A 16,842-nucleotide genomic window follows, 5' to 3' on the forward strand; every position below is an offset into this window, starting at 1 on the left:
ATGGTGCGGGAGCTGTCATGTCGGAAGTGGCACGTTCTGGAGCCGAACCTGGCCGCGTGCGATGGTCTTGCCGCTGTCCGAGGCGGTGATCGTGACCAGCCACAATTGTTGAACGCGGCCCTGCTGCAACGGTTCTGCGAGAACGTCGACCCGGCCGCCCTTGCTGGCACGCAAGAAGTCGGTGCCGTTGTGTACGCCGACCGCGAACTCACCACGATCCTTGACGGCCTCGCTGGCCCCGATGCTGGCGGCACTCTCGACGGCGGTCGTGTAGACCCCGCCGTGCACGACGCCCCACGGTGTGAAGTGCTCGTCCGTCAAGTCGATGTGCCCAGCCACTCTGGTGCCCGAGACCTCGTCCACGACAAGTCCGGCCGCTGCGACGAAGGGGCTCGCCTTCGACAGGGCGAACTTCGCCGTGGGGCGTGGATCGAATTGTCCGAGCCCATCTCTGATGTTCATCCTCCGAGGTTAGTGGTCGACCTCAGCGGCGGTGGGAGTGCCCCGAAGTCGAATCGAACGGACTTCAGCGGCACTCGGCCGTCGTGGACCGCCACCCCTTCGCTGCGCAGCGTCTCGAGTTGCCGGGTGGCCAGGTGTGGGGCGGGCTTGCCACTGGCTCCGAGGACCCGGTGCCACGGGAGGTCGGCGGAGTCGGTGCGCATGATCCATCCCACGATGCGCGGACTCGACAGGTCGGCGGCGGCCGCGATGTCTCCGTACGTGGCGACGTGTCCCGGAGGGATGGACGCAACCAATGCGCGCACCCGCTCGACCTGGTCTTCGGTGATCGGGGCCATCTAGAGCACGGATCGCACCAGTTCGGCCACCTCGACCGGCTTGGCCTGGCCGACCATGTGGTCACAGTCCAGTTCGACGGTCCGCAGGTTCTCGCCGAGCTTGTCTCGCAGTGCAGCGAGGAATTCGTCGGTGACGTAAGGAGGTTCGACGCGCATGGCCCGCACCACGATGGTCGGGACGCTCTCGGCGGGGACCACGATCGGACGCGCGAGCTCACCCCACGTCGCCACGATTGCCGGAATCGACATTCGCCACGCCACCTTTCCGCCGTCGACGGGAACCAGATGGTCGGCGACCTCACGGTCGAGCAATTCGGCGGGCACGTCCGCCCACGCCCCGTGGATCTTCTCCGATCGTGCCTCGTCGGCGTCGGTGTAATCGGGGGACTTCGCAGTGGCCTCGGCCACCTCGAGCAGCTCGTCCGGCGGTAGAGCAATTGCGGGATCGAGCAGAACGAGCGCTCGCACGGCCTCCGGGAACCTCTGTGCGAGATGGACGGCCAACGCGCCGCCGTACGAATGTCCGAGTACCACGACCGGACCCCGCGCGTGGGCGTCCAGCACGGCTTTGAGTGCCGTGACCTGCGCGTCAATATCCCAGGGCGGCGTAGCAGGGGAATGGCCGTGACCGATGAGATCCGGAGCCAGTATTCGAGCCTCGGGCAGGTGATTCTCGGCGAGATCCCACCAGCGGGCACCGTGGCCGGTCACACCGTGAACGGCGAGAATTTCGGGACCGTCTGCGGGTCCGAACGTATGCAAATTCAACTCGGGCACGTCGACCACTATGCCGTATCTGCTCAGGACCAGCGAAACACCCGGATTGCACACGCGGTTCCGAGGATCAGGGTGGCACCCAGTCCGATCGGTCCGGCGACGTCGACCGGGGTTCCCGCCCAGGCAGCTCCCAAAGCCGTGACGGTGGCACCGAAGGGAAGTACCTCACCGACGGCCGCAACAGGCTCCGGTAGATCCGCGACCGGTCCGAAGAGTCCGCCGGTGGCACCGAGAACCAGGAACAGGGTCAGGCCGATCGCGACAGCCGAGTTCGCTGTCGGTGCGACGGCAGCGACCACGAGTCCCAGCGAGTACATCGCCGCGGCACCGAGCACCAGAATGGCCGCAACGATCACCGGGTTGTGTGGGGGCGTGATTCCGAAGAGCAAGGCACCAGTGGACAGAGCGATACCGATTCCAAGTGTTGCTTGGACGGCGCTGGTAATCACCTGCGCCGCCAGCACCTGCGCCGGTCGGATCGGCGTCGTCGACAGGCGCTTCAGCACGCCGGACTTGCGATAGAGGGCAAGAAAGCTCGGCATGTTCACGATGCCGATGACCGCGACGATCATTGTCAGGGCAAGCGGCAGTACGAACCGATCGAATGCTGTGATTGCGCCCGGCCCGACGATTTCCGCCGAGGTGCCCGAGCCATTCATCACCAGTACGAGAACCGGGAGCGCGATTGGGACGATCAGGCCGGCCGTGTCCCGGGTGACCATGCGCATTTCGGCCCCGACGAGTGCGCCGGTGGCGCGCAGGCCCAGACGAGGCGCAGCGTGGATGTCGTATGCGGTCACGCCGAGCTCCGTTCGGTCAGCGTCAGGAATGCGTCCTCGAGGGTGGCCCGGTGGTCGCCGCCGAGGCAGGCATCGGCGATCAGAGACTCCGGTGTGCCGGTGGCCACGACGGCCCCTCGATCTAGGACGGTGATGCGATCGCACAGGCGGTGTACTTCGTCCATGTGATGGCTGACCAGCAGGATGGTGACACCGTCTGCGCGGAGGTCCTGGATCAGTCGCCACACGGTGCGTCGCGCATCCGGGTCGAGTCCGGTGGTGAGCTCGTCGAGCATGACAACCCGCGGGGAGCCGATCAGTGCAAGGACCACCGACAACCGTTGTTGCTGGCCTCCGGACAACCGTTCGTACCGCACCCGGCGGTGCTCGTGGAGGCCCACCGCACGGACGAGAGCGTCTCGATCGGCAGTTCGACGGTAAAAGGAGGCGAACAGATCGACCAGTTCGGTAACGGTGAGCGCGGTGTGAAGGTCGTTGGACTGCAGCTGCACTCCCAGAACCGCGCGTACTCGATTGCGTTCGGCGAAGGGGTCGAGTCCCAGAACTCGCACGGCACCGGAGCTCGGCCTACGAAGGCCCGCAATGGTTTCGACCAGGGTTGTCTTACCGGCACCGTTGCGCCCGAGCAGACCGTGCGTCTCGCCTTCGACGACCGAGAGGCTGACGCCTGCCACGGCGGTGCGCTCTCGATACCGCTGGGTGATGTCTCGAACGTCTATCGCTGCCATCCGATGTTCCCTTCTCGATTGTGTCGATCTCGACGCTAGATCCGCCGTGGCCTGCGCACAGGTGCCGATCGTCACCGAAGGTGATCGTTACTTTCGGCAGGGGTGTGCGGGTGGAGCGGGCGATAGGGTCGACAGAATGAGACGCCTCGGACCCGACGTTCTGGCCGGCGCGTTCGTGTCCGCGCTCGCGGTCGCGATGGGCGCTCTCGTCGTCCTCGATCGGTCGATCGCCGACAGTATCTTGGTTCCGCGTTGGGTCTGGGCCACGCTGTTCGTGGCCTTCCTGCTCGTGCAGACCGCGGGCATGTGGTGGGAAGACCGGCTGCCGAAGCGTATTGTCCGCGCGAGCTTCGCCGCGCAGGTGATGCTGGTACCGGTTCTCGTGCTGACTGCCCCGACTGCAGGTTGGTTGCCCATTCTGCTGGTCTTCACCTCGACGTTCGCCGTGTATCGGGTGGCCGGCTCGTCGGTGGCGGTCATCGTTGCGGTCTACACCTGCTGTGTTGGGGTGTCGGTTGCGATCCGGGATGGACGGATCTTCGAAATCGCGCTGATCATGTCTATTTACGGTGCCCTGCAGGTAGCCAGTGCGTTGTCGGTGACCGCACAGCTGCGACAGGCTCGGTTGCGCCGGGAGCTTGCGGTCGCGCACGCCGAACTGCGCACCGCCAGTGCGTTGTTGGACGATTCATCCCGGGCCGACGAGCGATTGCGAATCGCGCGCGAGTTGCACGATGTGCTCGGTCACCAGCTCACCGCCCTGAGCCTCGAGCTCGAAGTTGCGTCCCATCAGGTCTCCGAGCCTGGGCGCGAGCATGTCGTTCGGGCCCGATCCATTGCACGTGACCTGCTCGGCGACGTTCGGTCGGCCGTCGGCGAGGTGCGCAGCAGGACTCCGGTGCTGGGGGAGTCGCTCGATCGTCTGGTTGCGCAGCTGCCCGAACCGATCGTGCATCTTGCGGTCGACCCCGAACTACGCGTCGACGAAGCTCGCACGGTGGCAGTAGTCCGCTGCATACAGGAGATGATCACCAATACAATTCGCCATGCGAACGCCGGTGAGATGTGGATAGAGGTACGTGCGGATTCGACCGGTGCGCTGTCGGTCTCGGTGCGCGACGACGGCCGGGCGTCGGGCGATTTCGAGCAGGGTCACGGGCTGCAAGGAATCCGAGAGCGCATCGAAGGACTGGGTGGAACGGTGAACTTTTCGGTCGATCGAGGGTTCGCGGTCCATGCGACGGTGCCCGCACCGTGATCACGGTCCTGATCGTCGACGACCACACTCTGGTTCGGCAGGGTATTCGCAGCCTGCTCGAGTTGGACCCGGACATCGAGGTGACCGGTGAGGCGGACGACGGCGCTGCTGCGGTCGAATCGATCGAGCTCGAGCGTCCCGATGTGGTGTTGCTCGATCTACGTATGCCGCGGTTCGACGGTCTGTGGACTCTTCGGGCACTGCAGGACAGAGGGATTCGGGTTCCTGTCTTGGTTCTGACGACGTTCGACGACGACGAGTTGGTGCTCGGTGCGCTGCAGGCAGGCGCGAAGGGCTACCTGCTCAAAGACGTGACCTTCGAGCGGCTCGGCGGTGCTGTACGTGAACTCGCGGCCGGGCGCACCTTGGCGCAACCAGCCATCACCGAGAGGCTGCTGAACGCTCTCCGGACCGGGAAGCACGGCGCGAGCAACGCCAGAGTCGTCGAAGCACTCACTCCACGAGAGACCGACGTTCTACGGCTCGTCGCAAGCGGGTACACCAACAGATCGATCGCCGATGCGTTGCATCTCGCCGAAGGAACGGTCAAAAATCACATGTCCTCGGCCATTCTCAAACTCGGTGCGAACGACCGGACCAGCGCAGTTTTGCGTGCCCTGCGGGACGGGCTGCTCGACTGACCGGCTTTGGGCTTCATCCGGGCGGCGGCCGATCTGTCGGTGGTCCGTGATTGCATCTGTACTCATGAGCACGGACGGCAGACACGGCGCGACGGTCACCCTCGTCCGGGCACCTCAGGTCGCTCGGCCGGCCCGCGTGTGGTCGGGTGAGGCCGCTCGGCTCCTGTCCTCACGACCGGATTCGGCGGCCGAGGCGGCGCTGGGCGCACCCCGGTGGAATCCGTGGCAGATCCTCGGCGGCCCAGGCACGGGCAAGACGTCGCTCGTCGCCGATTACGCGGTCTCACGCATCGTCACCGGCGACCCGGAATCGGTTCTCGTGCTCACGCAGTCCAAACGGGCGGCAACCGCGGTGCGCGAGGTGATCACCTCTGGCCTCTTCAGTGGAGACCACGCGCTGAGAGCAACACGTGAACCTTTGGTACGTACGGTGCACTCCTATGCCTTCGCGGTGCTGCGGCTGCAGGCATCGCTCTACGGAAACCCACCCCCGCGGCTGTTGACCGGTGCCGAGCAGGACGCCGTGGTGCGCGAGATGCTGCGCGGCGACCTTGAAGACGGTGCCGCCGAGTGGCCGGATCGCTTGCGCCCCGCGCTCGGTACCGCAGGCTTCGTGACCGCGGTGCGAGACATGATGCTCAGGTCGGCCGAACGCGGAATCGGACCGGAAGACCTGATCAAACTCGGTCGCAAGCACGGCAAGCCCGAGTGGGTTGCCGTCGGACGGTTCGCCGCCCGGTACGAGCAAGCCATGTTGCTGCGCGGGGCAGTGGGCGTCGAAGCTGCGGGGGCCACGGCACCCGGTCTGGATGCTGCCGAGCTCATCGGTGCCGCGCTGATGGCGTTCGCCACCGATCCGGAGCTTTTACGCAGTGAACGCGCCCGCATCCGGCACCTCGTCGTCGACGATGCCCAGCATCTCGATCCGCAAGCGGCGCAGTTGGTTCGGCTGATCGGCACCGATACCGAATCGACTGTTGTGGCAGGCGATCCCGATCAAGCCGTGTTCACTTTTCGTGGTGCCGATCCCGGCTTCGTCGCAGACCTGGTCGAGGTGGACTCGCCACGCCGAGTGGTGCTGACGCGCAATCACCGGTCCGTGCCCGAGGTGGCCGAGTTGACCGACATCGTGGCAAGACGGTTGCCCGGGCTCGGTCGGCACCGGTGTCCCGAGCCGGTGGCCGTTGCCCGATTCGGCGATCCCGCGGCGCACGTGCATGTTGCGTCCTCGCCGGCCAAGGAAGCCGCGATCATCGCCGACGCGATGCGTCGGGCTCATCTGATCGACGGTATGCCGTGGTCCGAGATGGCCATCGTGGTGCGGTCGGTGCCGAGAACCGTTGCACCGTTGCGGCGGGCACTGCACGCGGCAGGTGTTCCGATGGTCACGCCCACCTCGGAGCTCCCGTTGCATCGCCAACACGGGGCGGTGGGTCTACTGCTGGTGTTGCGCGCCGTGTCCGACCCGGCCTTCGACGGCGAAGACGCACTGGCCTTGTTGTCCGGTCCGATCGGTGGAGCGGATCCGGTGGCTCTGCGTCGACTGCGTAGGGGAGTGCGAAGATTCGAGCTCGCATCCGGTGGCGAACGCGACTCGGCCGAACTTCTCCGAGGTGTTCTCACCGAGGATTCGCGCGGAAAGACCGGATGGATCGGTGGACTGTCGGACGTGGAGTCCGCGCCACTGCGCAAAGCCCTCGGCGTGATCAGAAAGGCACGGGCCGTCGCCCGGACCGGCCGCGGTGTCGAGGACGTGTTGTGGGCAGCCTGGCAGGCGTCGGGTCTCGAACGTCGGTGGGCCGGCGCGTCCGCGTGGGGTGGCTCGGCCGGTGCCCAGGCAGACCGTGACCTCGATGCAGTGGTTGCGTTGTTCGACGCGGCGGCGGCCTACGTCGACAGACTGCCGCGGGCGCAGATCGGCGGATTTCTGGATTATATTGCGCAGCAGGAGATTCCCGCTCTGAACTCGCAGCGCGCCACGGTTCGAGCCGACGCCGTCACCCTGCTCAGTGCGCACTCCGCTGCGGGTCGGGAATGGGAGCTCGTTGCGGTGGCGGGGGTTCAGGAGGGACTGTGGCCGGGCCTTCGAGCGCGCGGAAGCCTTCTCGGAACCGACACGCTGGTGGACCTCGTGTCCGGCTCGTTCGACGCCGGAGCCGCACTCGACGGGCGTCTGTCCACATCGGCACCCCTTCTCGCCGCGGAGCGCACACTCTTTCTGGTCGCGTGCAGTCGTGCTCGATCCGCCCTTCTCGTCACCGCCGTCGACTCGAGCACCGGAGATGCAGACCTCGTTCGCTCTCGCTTCGTCGACGAACTGCGCGGGGTGGACGCCGATGGCGAGTCGCCCCTTCCGCTCGACGCGCCCGAAGCTCCACATCGGGTGTTGGCGCTGCCGATGCTGGTTGCCGAGCTGCGCAGTGTCGTGTGCGATCCGGTCGTTGCCGAACAGGATCCGGACAAGCGAGACCGAGCTGCTCGACATCTGGCAACTCTTGCCGACGCCGGTGTTCGAGGCGCGCACCCGGACGAGTGGTTCGGCGTGGCGGGGCTCAGCACAGCCGCACCGTTGTGGCAGCTGGGCGACGGCCCGGTTCCGCTGTCGCCGTCGACCGTGGAACAACTCACCACCTGTCCGCTGCGGTGGATGCTCGAACGTCACGGTGGCAACGACGGCACCAACACCCATGCGGTCACCGGCACCCTCGTGCACACTCTCGTTCAAGCCGTCGCCGGCCGAATGCCACCGGAGCAACTTCGTCGTGCACTCGAGACTGCCTGGGATGCAGTCGATCTCGGATCACAGTGGTATTCGCGACACGAGCTGGATCGAACCGGGGCCATGTTGGAGACATTCGAGAGTTGGCTGCACGGCACTCGAGGCGAGCTCACCGAGGCAGGAGTCGAGGTGCGCGTCGACGGAGTACTCGAGGCGCGGTCGGACGACGAGCCGGCGGTCGCGTTGCGTGGTCGCATCGACCGACTCGAACACGACCCGGACGGTCGACCGGTGATCATCGATGTGAAGACTGCAAAGACGGTCATGTCGAAGGAGGACGCACGTAACCATCACCAGCTGGCCACCTACCAGGTTGCTGCTGCGGCCGGTGCGATCGAGGGTGAGCCTGCGGGCGAACCCGGCGGCGCTCGACTGGTGTTCGTTGCCAAACCGCACAACAAGGACGGGGCGACGCAGCGCGTCCAGGAAGTGCCGACACCGGAGAAACTCGAGGAGTGGCGAGACACCGTGCATCAGGCTGCATCGGCTACGCAGGGGCCGATCTTCGAGGCGCGCGTGAACGATGGCTGCAGGCACTGCCCGGTCAAGTCGAGTTGCCCGGCGCACGAGACGGGACGGCAGGTGACCGAGCAATGACGGCATCGACGCGGGCGCGTGTCGGCGCTACGCAGGTGACACCGGTAGAACTCGCGCGCGCCCTGGGCCAGAAGCATCCGCCGACCGACGAGCAGGCTGCCGTGATCGCAGCCCCACCCGGTCCGATGCTCGTGGTGGCGGGAGCGGGGGCGGGCAAGACCGAGACGATGGCGGCCCGGGTGGTGTGGATGGTGGCCAACGGCTTCGTCGAACCCGACCAGATACTCGGGCTGACGTTCACCCGAAAGGCCGCGCAGCAGTTGACGTCTCGGATCCGCGCGCGGCTGGCGCGGTTGGCCGGATCCGATCTGGTGCGCGCACTCGATCCCAGCCTGGCACTGCGTGAACGGATTCTCGGTGCCGAGCCCGAAGTGAGTACGTATCACTCCTATGCCGGCCGACTGCTCACCGAGCACGGCCTGCTGCTGCCGATCGAACCGTCCGCGACCCTGCTCTCGGAAACCGAATTGTGGCAGCTGGCACACCGCGTCGTCAGCACCTGGGACGGAGACCTGGACACGGACAGAAATCCCACGTCGGTGACCGAGGCTGTACTGGCGCTCTCGGGTCAGCTGGCGGAGCATCTCGTCGATCCCGACGAGCTGCGCCAGGCACACGTGGAGTTGGAGAAACTGGTGCACACTCTGGGTCCCGGCCCGCGGCAACGCGGCGGCCCTACCAAGGAGCTGCTGAACATCCTCGACGCGCAACATCAACGAGTCGGGTTGTTGCCGTTGGTGGAACGGCTGGCTCAGACTCTGCGGCGCGAGGGTGCATTGGATTTCGGCTCGCAGATGTCGATGGCGGCACGGGTTGCGGCCGAGCATGCCGAGGTCGGCATTGCCGAACGGCAGCGCTTTCGACTGGTACTTCTCGACGAATACCAGGACACCGGGCATGCTCAACGTGTCCTGCTGTCGTCACTGTTCGGATCCGGTGGCGACCCCACGTTGGCGTTGACTGCCGTCGGCGATCCGATGCAATCGATCTACGGCTGGCGCGGTGCCTCGGCAGCGAACCTGCCCCGGTTCGCCACCGACTTTCCGCAGGCAGACGGTGGCCCCGCCCCTCGACTGGAACTGCTGACCAGCTGGCGCAATCCGCCCGAAGCGCTGACGCTGGCGAACCTCATCACCGACCCGCTGCGTCGCGTCGGTATCCCGGTGCCCACTCTGCGGGCTCGTCCGGGGGCTGTTCCCGGAGACGTCCGCATTGCCGTCACCGATACCGTTGTCGAGGAACGCGAGTGGATTGCCGACCGGATTGCGGGGGAGTACCGCTCGGCTTTCGAGCAGGAGCGCACGCCGCCCACCGCGGCAGTTCTGGTGCGCCGCAACGCCGATGCCGAGCCGATCGCCGAGGTGTTGCGCAGCCGTGGTTTGCCGGTGGAAGTCGTTGGGCTCGGCGGCTTGCTGCACGTTCCCGAGGTGGCAGACATCATCGCCATGCTGCGACTGGTCGCCGACCCGACGGCCGGCAGTTCCGCGATGCGCATCCTCACCGGTTCTCGCTGGCAGATCGGGCCGACTGACCTGCGGGCACTGTCCCAGCGCGCCCGAGAACTCGAGATACGCAGCGGGTACGGCACCGCGGGCCGGGTCGACGATCCCGAGGCATTGGACGCAGCACTCAGCAGTGCACTGCCGGGCGAGCAATCCGAGCAAGCGGGCCTGGCCGACGCCGTAGCTGATCCCGGTCCGGCCGAGCGGTACTCGGAGGTCGGATACCGCCGAATCGTCGCCCTCGCGGGTGAATTGCAGCTGCTGCGCGAGCGAATCGGCCAACCGTTGACGGAATTGGTCGGCGATATCGAGCGGATCATGAACATCGGCGTCGAAGCACAGGCCAGAACGCCGATCAGCACAGACGGGGCAGTCGGCCGCGAGCACCTGGATGCCTTCGCTCATGTGGTGGCCGATTACTCGGACAACCCCTCCGCGACGGTCACCGGATTCCTGTCGTTCCTCGCCGCCGCGGAGACGGTCGAGGACGGCCTCGCGCCGGGCGAGGTCGACGTCGCCCCACATCGAGTGCAGGTGCTCACCGTCCACTCCGCCAAGGGCCTCGAATGGGAGGTCGTGGCCGTGCCGCACGTGGCGAAGGGAGTGTTTCCGTCCTCGAACGCGTCCTCGACCTGGCTCGGAGCCATGGCCGAGCTGCCGCCGTCGTTGCGCGGCGATCGCGCACTCGAAGGCGAGGGCTCAGAAGGTGTTCCGGTTCTCGAACTCGACCAGCTGTACAACCGCAAAGACCTCGAAGATGCCGTCAAGAACCACAAGGATGCGCTGGCTCGGCGTCGCCTCGCCGAGGACCGGAGGCTGTTCTACGTGGCGTTGACCCGAACCGAGCGGGTGCTGTTGGTCTCCGCACATCACTGGGACCAGAGCTCGACCAAGCCGCGTGGGCCATCGGAGTTTCTCGACGAACTGCACAGGCAGGTCATTGAATCCGCCGACGCCGTAGCGGTGATCGAGCAGTGGGCTCCGGCTCCGGAGGACGGGGCGCAGAACCCACTCGGGGCGGTGCCGCACACTGCGTCCTGGCCGCGAGACCCCCTCGGGCCCAGGCGTGGTGCGATCGAGAGCGGTGCGCGGGAGGTGCTACGTGCACTGGCAGATGGTGTTGCGACGCAACATGATTCGAGTGAGAATGCCGAGGATTCGACCCTGGCCGATCCGGAGAATTGGGCAGCCGACGTCGAGACACTGCTGGCGGAGCGGGCCGCGAGATCGGCCGAGGGAGTCGACGTGGCCTTACCGGGCAACCTGTCGGTGAGTCAGCTGGTGGATTTGGCGGCGGATCCCGATGGCCTGGCATCGCGACTGCGCAGGCCGTTGCCGTTTCCTCCGAACCCGTTGGCACGCAGAGGAACTGCATTTCATGCCTGGGTCGAGCGGCGGTTCGGGGCAACTCGGTTGCTCGACCTCGACGAGCTGCCCGGCTCGGCCGATACCGGCGCGTCGGCCGACGTCGACCTGGAAACGTTGCAGCATGCTTTTCTGGACTCGGAGTGGTCGTTGCGCAGTCCCGTCGAGGTGGAGGTCCCGTTCGAGACATCGGTGGCAGGCACGGTGCTGCGCGGTCGAATCGACGCGGTGTTCTCGGACCCCGACGGCGGCTGGACCGTCGTCGACTGGAAAACCGGTGCAGAGCCGACGGCGTCGGAACAACAGGCAGTCGCGATGCAACTCGCGGCCTACCGATTGGCGTGGGCCGAACTGATGTCCATCGGGCGAGGCGAACCGGTTCCACTGGACCGAGTGCGCGCGGCGTTCCACTACGTCCGCAGCGGCCGTACCATCTCGCCCGAAAATCTGCCGGACGCAACAGTATTGGCGGAACTGATCGAGGGTCCGGCCGCGTCGACGCCGAGCGACTCTACTGCGCGTTCCGGCGAGCCTTCAGGGCCTCGGTGATCAATGGGATCTGCAGCGGCAGCCGGGCGAGCATGGCTGCCTTGAGCGCCGGTGACGTATTCGAGCTCTGTACGTATTTCGATGCGAGGTTGATGTTGGCCGGGAAGACCGCAACGAACAGAGCTGCCGCCAACGCCCCGCCGAGTTTCCGAGTACCGGGGTTGGCAAGTGTTGCGGCCACCGCGAGCTCGGCGACTCCCGATACCTGGGTGTAGGTGCGAGCCGAGCCCGGCAGTGCCGTCGGAACCTGCGCGTCGAAGAACGTCGGGGTGACGAAGTGGAGAATGCCGGCTCCGGTGAGCAGTCCGGCGAGGCGCAGTGCGGCTGCCTGACTTGATCGCTGTGTCATGCACTCACCGTGCCACATCCCGAGTCGTCGGCACAGATCAGTTGCATAGGGTTACGCTGCGTGCCGTGAATGATCTCGACTTCTGTGCACACGTCGGCGGGCCACGTGGCAAGTAGGTTGCGCGCGCGCCTGAGCGACAGTGGCGCGTTGACCGACAAGCCCGACTTCGCGCTCGTCGGAGTGCTCCGAGTTCCGGAGTTGGAATCGAGTCCGTGGAGCGCAATCTACAAACGAGTGCTGATGGCGCTCGGCATCCTGTTTCTCGCAGCGTTCGTCGTGTACCTCGACCGTGACGGTTACAGCGACAACCAGAACGGCGAACTGTCTTTCCTCGACGCGTTCTACTATGCGACGGTATCGCTGTCGACGACGGGCTACGGTGACATCGCGCCGATGAGTCCGTCGGCGCGGCTGGTCAACATCCTTGTCATCACACCACTTCGGGTCCTGTTCCTCATTCTGCTGGTCGGAACGACGCTGTCGGTTCTCACCGAGCGTTCCAGGCAGGCATTCAAAATTCAGCGATGGAGACGCAGCGTGCGCAATCACACCGTGGTCATCGGTTTCGGCACCAAGGGCCGAACCGCAGTCGACGCGATGCTGGGAGACGGCGTTTCGGCGTCCGACATCGTCGTGGTCGATACCGATCAGACGGTGCTCGATGCCGCATCGGCCCTGGGCTTGGTCACTGTCCACGGCTCGGCGACCAAGTCCGACGTGCTCAGACTGACCGGGGCCCAGCATGCGTCGGCCATCATCGTCGCGACCAATCGAGACGACACCGCTGTGCTGGTCACCCTGACCGCCCGCGAGATCGCCCCGAAGGCCAAGATCGTCGCGGCCATCCGGGAGGCCGAGAACACCCACCTGCTTCGGCAGTCCGGTGCCGATTCGGTGGTCGTGTCCTCGGAGACCGCGGGCCGGTTGCTCGGCATCGCCACGTCCACACCGTCCGTGGTGGAAATGATCGAGGACCTGTTGACGCCGGAAGCAGGTTTCGCGATCGCCGAGCGCGAAGTCGAGCGCGACGAGGTGGGCGGTTCTCCGCGCCACCTCACCGACATCGTGCTCGGTGTGGTGCGGGGCGGCAAACTGTTCCGGGTCGGCACGCCGGAAGTCGATGCGGTCGAGGCGTCGGATCGCCTGCTGTACATCCGTCGTGTGGGCGACTAACGAAGTCCGAGTAGGGTTTGCGAGCGTGCCGAAATTCCGCCTCGCTCACCCACCTCGCCTCTCCCGGTCGCCGCTGAACCGGGCAGAGGAATTGCGCCGAGATACCGCAGCACTCGCAGCGGGCTGGTCGACCGGCCGACTGTTGAACGTGGACGGCAGAGGGCGATTCGGCGTCGACGAGGACGGTCTGATCCTGACCCCCGCGGTCGATGTTGCCCCGGAGCCCACGGCCGACGCGGTGTTTCTCGGAATCCATGAGGACCGATACCTGTGGGCCCGGCGGGTAGAAGTCCTGGCGGGAACGCTCGGCGACCTACGGACCGACGGTGATCGCCTGGACGGCACGGCGTTGTCCATCGTGACCAGCGCGCTGGCCATCCTCAACTGGCATGCGAGCGCGCAATTCAGCTCGCTCGACGGGTCCGCGTCGGTTTCATCGAACGCGGGATGGTCTCGCACCAGTACGTCCACCGGCCACGAAGAATTCCCCCGTAGCGATCCCGCCGTCATCTGCCTGGTTCACGACGGCGGAGACCGAGTGCTCTTGGCGCGCGCGCCGGCCTGGCCCGAGCGGCGATTTTCGGTGCTGGCGGGTTTCGTGGAGGCCGGCGAGTCCTTGGAAAGCTGCGTCTCGCGCGAGATCAAGGAAGAAGTGGGCCTCGACGTCTCCGACATCGACTACTTGGGCAGCCAGCCGTGGCCGTTTCCGCGTTCGGTGATGATCGGATTTTCGGCCGTCGCCGACCCGGAGCAGCCGTTGCTGTTCCAGGACGGCGAGATCGCCGAAGCCCACTGGTTCGATCGAGCCGAGGTCGTTGCGGCGTTGGAACTGGGCGACTGGGGCTCGGAGTCGACGTCCCGATTGCTGCTCCCCGGTTCCATCTCCATCGCGCGCGGAATGCTCGAATCGTGGGCGGCCGCGGTCTGACGCTCGATCAGAGCGAGAGCGCGCGCTTGACCTCGGCCAGACCGGGATTGGTGGCCGTCGAGCCGTCGGCGAAGAGAACGGTCGGTACTACGTGGTTTCCGTTGTTGACGCTTCCGACGAAGTCGGCCGCCTCCGGGTTCTCCTCGATGTCGATTTCGGCATAGGTGATTCCCGCCTCGTCGAGCTGTGTCTTGAGTCGACGGCAGTAACCGCACCACGTGGTGGAGTAAACGGTGAGTGCGGCCGGGGTCTGCGGAGTGTTCTCGGTAGTGGTCACGACAAGAGTCAACAGGAGCAGCGACGCCGTTGTTCCGGCAGGCTCGGGCCCGGGCAGAACTGTCGGTGCGCACTGACACAATGGTCCCCATGGCTGACGACGCGATGACCACCGGACTCGATCCGGAGCAATCCGCGGCGGTGTTGGCTCCTCGTGGCCCGGTGTGCGTTCTCGCCGGTGCCGGTACGGGCAAGACGCGCACGATCACCCGACGCATCGCGCACCTCGTCTCGGCTGGTCACGTGTCTTCCGGTCAGGTGCTGGCGGTGACGTTCACCGCCCGCGCGGCGGGGGAGATGCGGGGCCGTCTGCGTGAGCTCGGCGTCGGCGGAGACGGTCCCCCGGTGCAGGCACGCACGTTTCACGCTGCGGCGATGCGGCAGCTCAAATACTTCTGGCCGCAGGTCGTCGGAGACACCGGCTGGCAGTTGCTGGATCGCAAGTTCACCGTGGTGTCCCAGGCCGCGAACCGGGCCGGTGTGTCGACCTCGACCGACTCGATCCGCGATCTCGCGGGGGAGATCGAGTGGGCCAAGGGTTCGTTGATCGCGCCCGAGGACTACCCGCGTGTCGCGGCGAGCAATCGCCGCGACGTCCCGATGGATGCCGCCAAGGTCGCTGCCGTGTACGCCGGCTACGAGGAGCTCAAGTCTCGGGGCGGTGACGGCATGTTGCTCGATTTCGATGACCTCCTCCTGCACACGGCCGCGGCTCTGGAAGAGCATTCGTCGGTGGCCGACGAGTTCCGGGAGCGCTACCGCTGCTTCGTCGTCGACGAATATCAGGACGTGACACCGCTCCAACAGCGGGTGCTCGACGCCTGGGTCGGCGAGCGCGACGACCTCACCGTCGTCGGAGATGCCAATCAGACGATCTACTCGTTCACCGGCGCGTCCCCTCGGTATCTGCTCGATTTCTCTCGTAAGTACCCCGAAGCCACCGTGGTTCGGCTCGAACGCGACTACCGGTCCACCCCGGAGGTGGTCTCGTTGGCCAACCGCGTCATCGGAGCGGCCCGCGGCCGTATCGCCGGCACCCGCCTGCAACTGATCGGTCAGCGTCAGCCCGGGCCCGAGCCGGAATTCTTCGAGTACGACGACGAGCCGGCGGAGGCAGACGGTGTGGCGCGGGCGGTCAAGAGACTGATCGCCAAGGGTGTCGAGCCGGCGGAGATCGCGATTCTTTATCGCATCAATGCGCAATCCGAGGCGCACGAGCAGGCGCTGACCGAGATGAAAATCCCGTACCAAGTGCGCGGTGGGGAGGGCTTCTTCACCAGACCCGAGGTACGGCAGGGAGTCAACGCGCTACGGCAGGCGGCCGGTCGTGACGATCTGCCCGACGGCGCGCAGTCCGGTGACGGCCTGACGGCTCTGGTGCGGGCCGTGCTCGCGCCGCTGGGGCTGACGGCGACCGAGCCGACCGGTGCGCAGGCCCGTGAGAAGTGGGCGTCGTTGGGCGGTCTGGTGCAACTCACCGAAGAACTTCTCGTGCACGAGCCGGACCTCACCCTCGAGAAGTTGTTGGGGGAGCTCGCTGCGCGTGCCGAGGCGCGGCATCCTCCGACGGTGCAAGGTGTGACGTTGGCCTCCTTGCATGCGGCGAAGGGGCTGGAGTGGGATGCGGTGTTCATCGTCGGCCTCGCTGATGGAACTCTGCCCATCTCGCACGCGATCGGAAACGACCCGAGCGCACACAACGAGGCCGCCATCGAGGAGGAGCGCCGGCTGCTCTACGTCGGTGTCACGCGCGCTCGCGTCCATCTGCATCTGTCCTGGGCGCTCGCCCGCAACGAGGGTGGACGCAAGTCGCGTCGACGGTCCAGGTTTCTCATCGGTCTGGTACCCGAGGATTCGCCCGCCTCTCGTATCGCGGCCCCCGCGGCCAAGAAATCCGGACCCAAGTGCCGGTTGTGCGGAAAGCCGTTGATCGGGACGTCCGCGACCATGCTCGGTCGATGCGACAGCTGTCCGTCGAATGTCGACATCGCCCTGCTGGACGCTCTCAAATCATGGCGATTGGACAAGTCCCGTGAGTTGAAGGTGCCGGCATATGTGGTGTTCAGCGACAACACGCTCACTGCCATCGCCGAGCAGCAGCCGCAGGACGAGCGAGGCCTCGTCGCCATCCCTGGAATCGGAGCCAAGAAACTGGAGCGGTTCGGTGAGGACGTACTCGCAGTCGTGCGCGACACCGACAGCTGACCGGGCAGGGTATGAATCACCGAGAAACTGCTGGTCAAAAATAACTTGTGCAGATATCGGCGGGGGGCTTAGTCTGTTTCACGTGTCGCGGGAGACCGCACACTGCCCCGTCCGC

At 66.1% G+C, this 16,842-nt stretch carries 14 protein-coding genes; 7 read left to right on the forward strand and 7 right to left on the reverse strand.

Annotated features, from left to right (window positions below; translation table 11 throughout):
- Positions 1–15 precede the first annotated feature (15 nt).
- From ACFI9K_RS06110 to ACFI9K_RS06130, 5 genes are read right to left on the reverse strand one after another with little or no spacing between them, the layout of a single operon-like run.
- Positions 16–462 carry a PaaI family thioesterase gene (locus ACFI9K_RS06110; RefSeq protein ID WP_462662682.1) on the reverse strand — a complete coding sequence of 149 codons (447 nt, stop codon included), beginning with the start codon at positions 460–462 and terminating at the stop codon, positions 16–18.
- The gene (locus tag ACFI9K_RS06115; protein ID WP_462662683.1) at positions 459–800 is read right to left on the reverse strand and encodes an MGMT family protein; all 342 of its coding nucleotides are present in this window, start codon (positions 798–800) and stop codon (positions 459–461) included. Before ACFI9K_RS06115 ends, ACFI9K_RS06110 begins: the two co-directional genes overlap by 4 nt.
- Entirely contained in the window at positions 801–1,577 is a 777-nt protein-coding gene (locus ACFI9K_RS06120; protein WP_462662684.1) for an alpha/beta hydrolase, read from the reverse strand.
- A gap of 23 nt (positions 1,578–1,600) precedes the next feature.
- Positions 1,601–2,377: an ABC transporter permease gene (locus tag ACFI9K_RS06125; protein ID WP_462662685.1), complete on the reverse strand. Its 777-nt coding sequence runs from the start codon at positions 2,375–2,377 to the stop codon at positions 1,601–1,603.
- Complete coding sequence (locus tag ACFI9K_RS06130; RefSeq protein WP_462662686.1) at positions 2,374–3,105, reverse strand: ABC transporter ATP-binding protein; 732 nt, start codon at positions 3,103–3,105, stop codon at positions 2,374–2,376. Before ACFI9K_RS06130 ends, ACFI9K_RS06125 begins: the two co-directional genes overlap by 4 nt.
- Before the next feature lie 136 nt (positions 3,106–3,241).
- Here ACFI9K_RS06130 and ACFI9K_RS06135 point away from each other — a divergent pair, with 136 nt between their 5' ends.
- From ACFI9K_RS06135 to ACFI9K_RS06150, 4 genes are all read left to right on the forward strand, one after another.
- Entirely contained in the window at positions 3,242–4,363 is a 1,122-nt protein-coding gene (locus ACFI9K_RS06135; RefSeq protein ID WP_462662687.1) for a sensor histidine kinase, read from the forward strand.
- Positions 4,360–5,004: a response regulator gene (locus ACFI9K_RS06140; RefSeq protein WP_462662688.1), complete on the forward strand. Its 645-nt coding sequence runs from the start codon at positions 4,360–4,362 to the stop codon at positions 5,002–5,004. Before ACFI9K_RS06135 ends, ACFI9K_RS06140 begins: the two co-directional genes overlap by 4 nt.
- A 64-nt stretch (positions 5,005–5,068) precedes the next feature.
- Positions 5,069–8,380 (forward strand): ATP-dependent helicase, encoded by a 3,312-nt coding sequence (locus ACFI9K_RS06145; protein ID WP_462662689.1) that lies wholly within the window; start codon positions 5,069–5,071, stop codon positions 8,378–8,380.
- A complete protein-coding gene (locus ACFI9K_RS06150; RefSeq protein WP_462662690.1) occupies positions 8,377–11,796 on the forward strand; it encodes an ATP-dependent helicase in 3,420 nt (1,139 codons plus the stop codon). Before ACFI9K_RS06145 ends, ACFI9K_RS06150 begins: the two co-directional genes overlap by 4 nt.
- Here ACFI9K_RS06150 and ACFI9K_RS06155 read toward each other — a convergent pair.
- Positions 11,759–12,145: a DoxX family protein gene (locus tag ACFI9K_RS06155; RefSeq protein ID WP_462662691.1), complete on the reverse strand. Its 387-nt coding sequence runs from the start codon at positions 12,143–12,145 to the stop codon at positions 11,759–11,761. The genes ACFI9K_RS06150 and ACFI9K_RS06155 overlap by 38 nt on opposite strands.
- Before the next feature lie 105 nt (positions 12,146–12,250).
- On the opposite strand from ACFI9K_RS06155, the gene ACFI9K_RS06160 reads away from it, so the two are divergent.
- Both ACFI9K_RS06160 and nudC read left to right on the forward strand, forming a co-directional pair.
- Entirely contained in the window at positions 12,251–13,318 is a 1,068-nt protein-coding gene (locus tag ACFI9K_RS06160) for a potassium channel family protein (protein WP_222093494.1), read from the forward strand.
- A 25-nt stretch (positions 13,319–13,343) separates the two neighbouring features.
- Positions 13,344–14,246, forward strand: coding sequence for an NAD(+) diphosphatase (gene nudC, locus ACFI9K_RS06165; RefSeq protein ID WP_462662692.1), 903 nt, complete (start codon positions 13,344–13,346; stop codon positions 14,244–14,246).
- 7 nt (positions 14,247–14,253) lie between these two features.
- On the opposite strand, the gene ACFI9K_RS06170 is transcribed toward nudC, so the two are convergent.
- Positions 14,254–14,523, reverse strand: a complete 270-nt coding sequence (locus tag ACFI9K_RS06170; protein WP_222093039.1) for a mycoredoxin — start codon at positions 14,521–14,523, stop codon at positions 14,254–14,256.
- 80 nt (positions 14,524–14,603) lie between these two features.
- Between ACFI9K_RS06170 and ACFI9K_RS06175 the strand changes: the two genes are divergently transcribed.
- Positions 14,604–16,727, forward strand: a complete 2,124-nt coding sequence (locus ACFI9K_RS06175) for an ATP-dependent DNA helicase UvrD2 (protein WP_462662693.1) — start codon at positions 14,604–14,606, stop codon at positions 16,725–16,727.
- Positions 16,728–16,842: the final 115 nt, after the last annotated feature.

Source organism: Rhodococcus sp. PSi06, assembly GCF_054960675.1.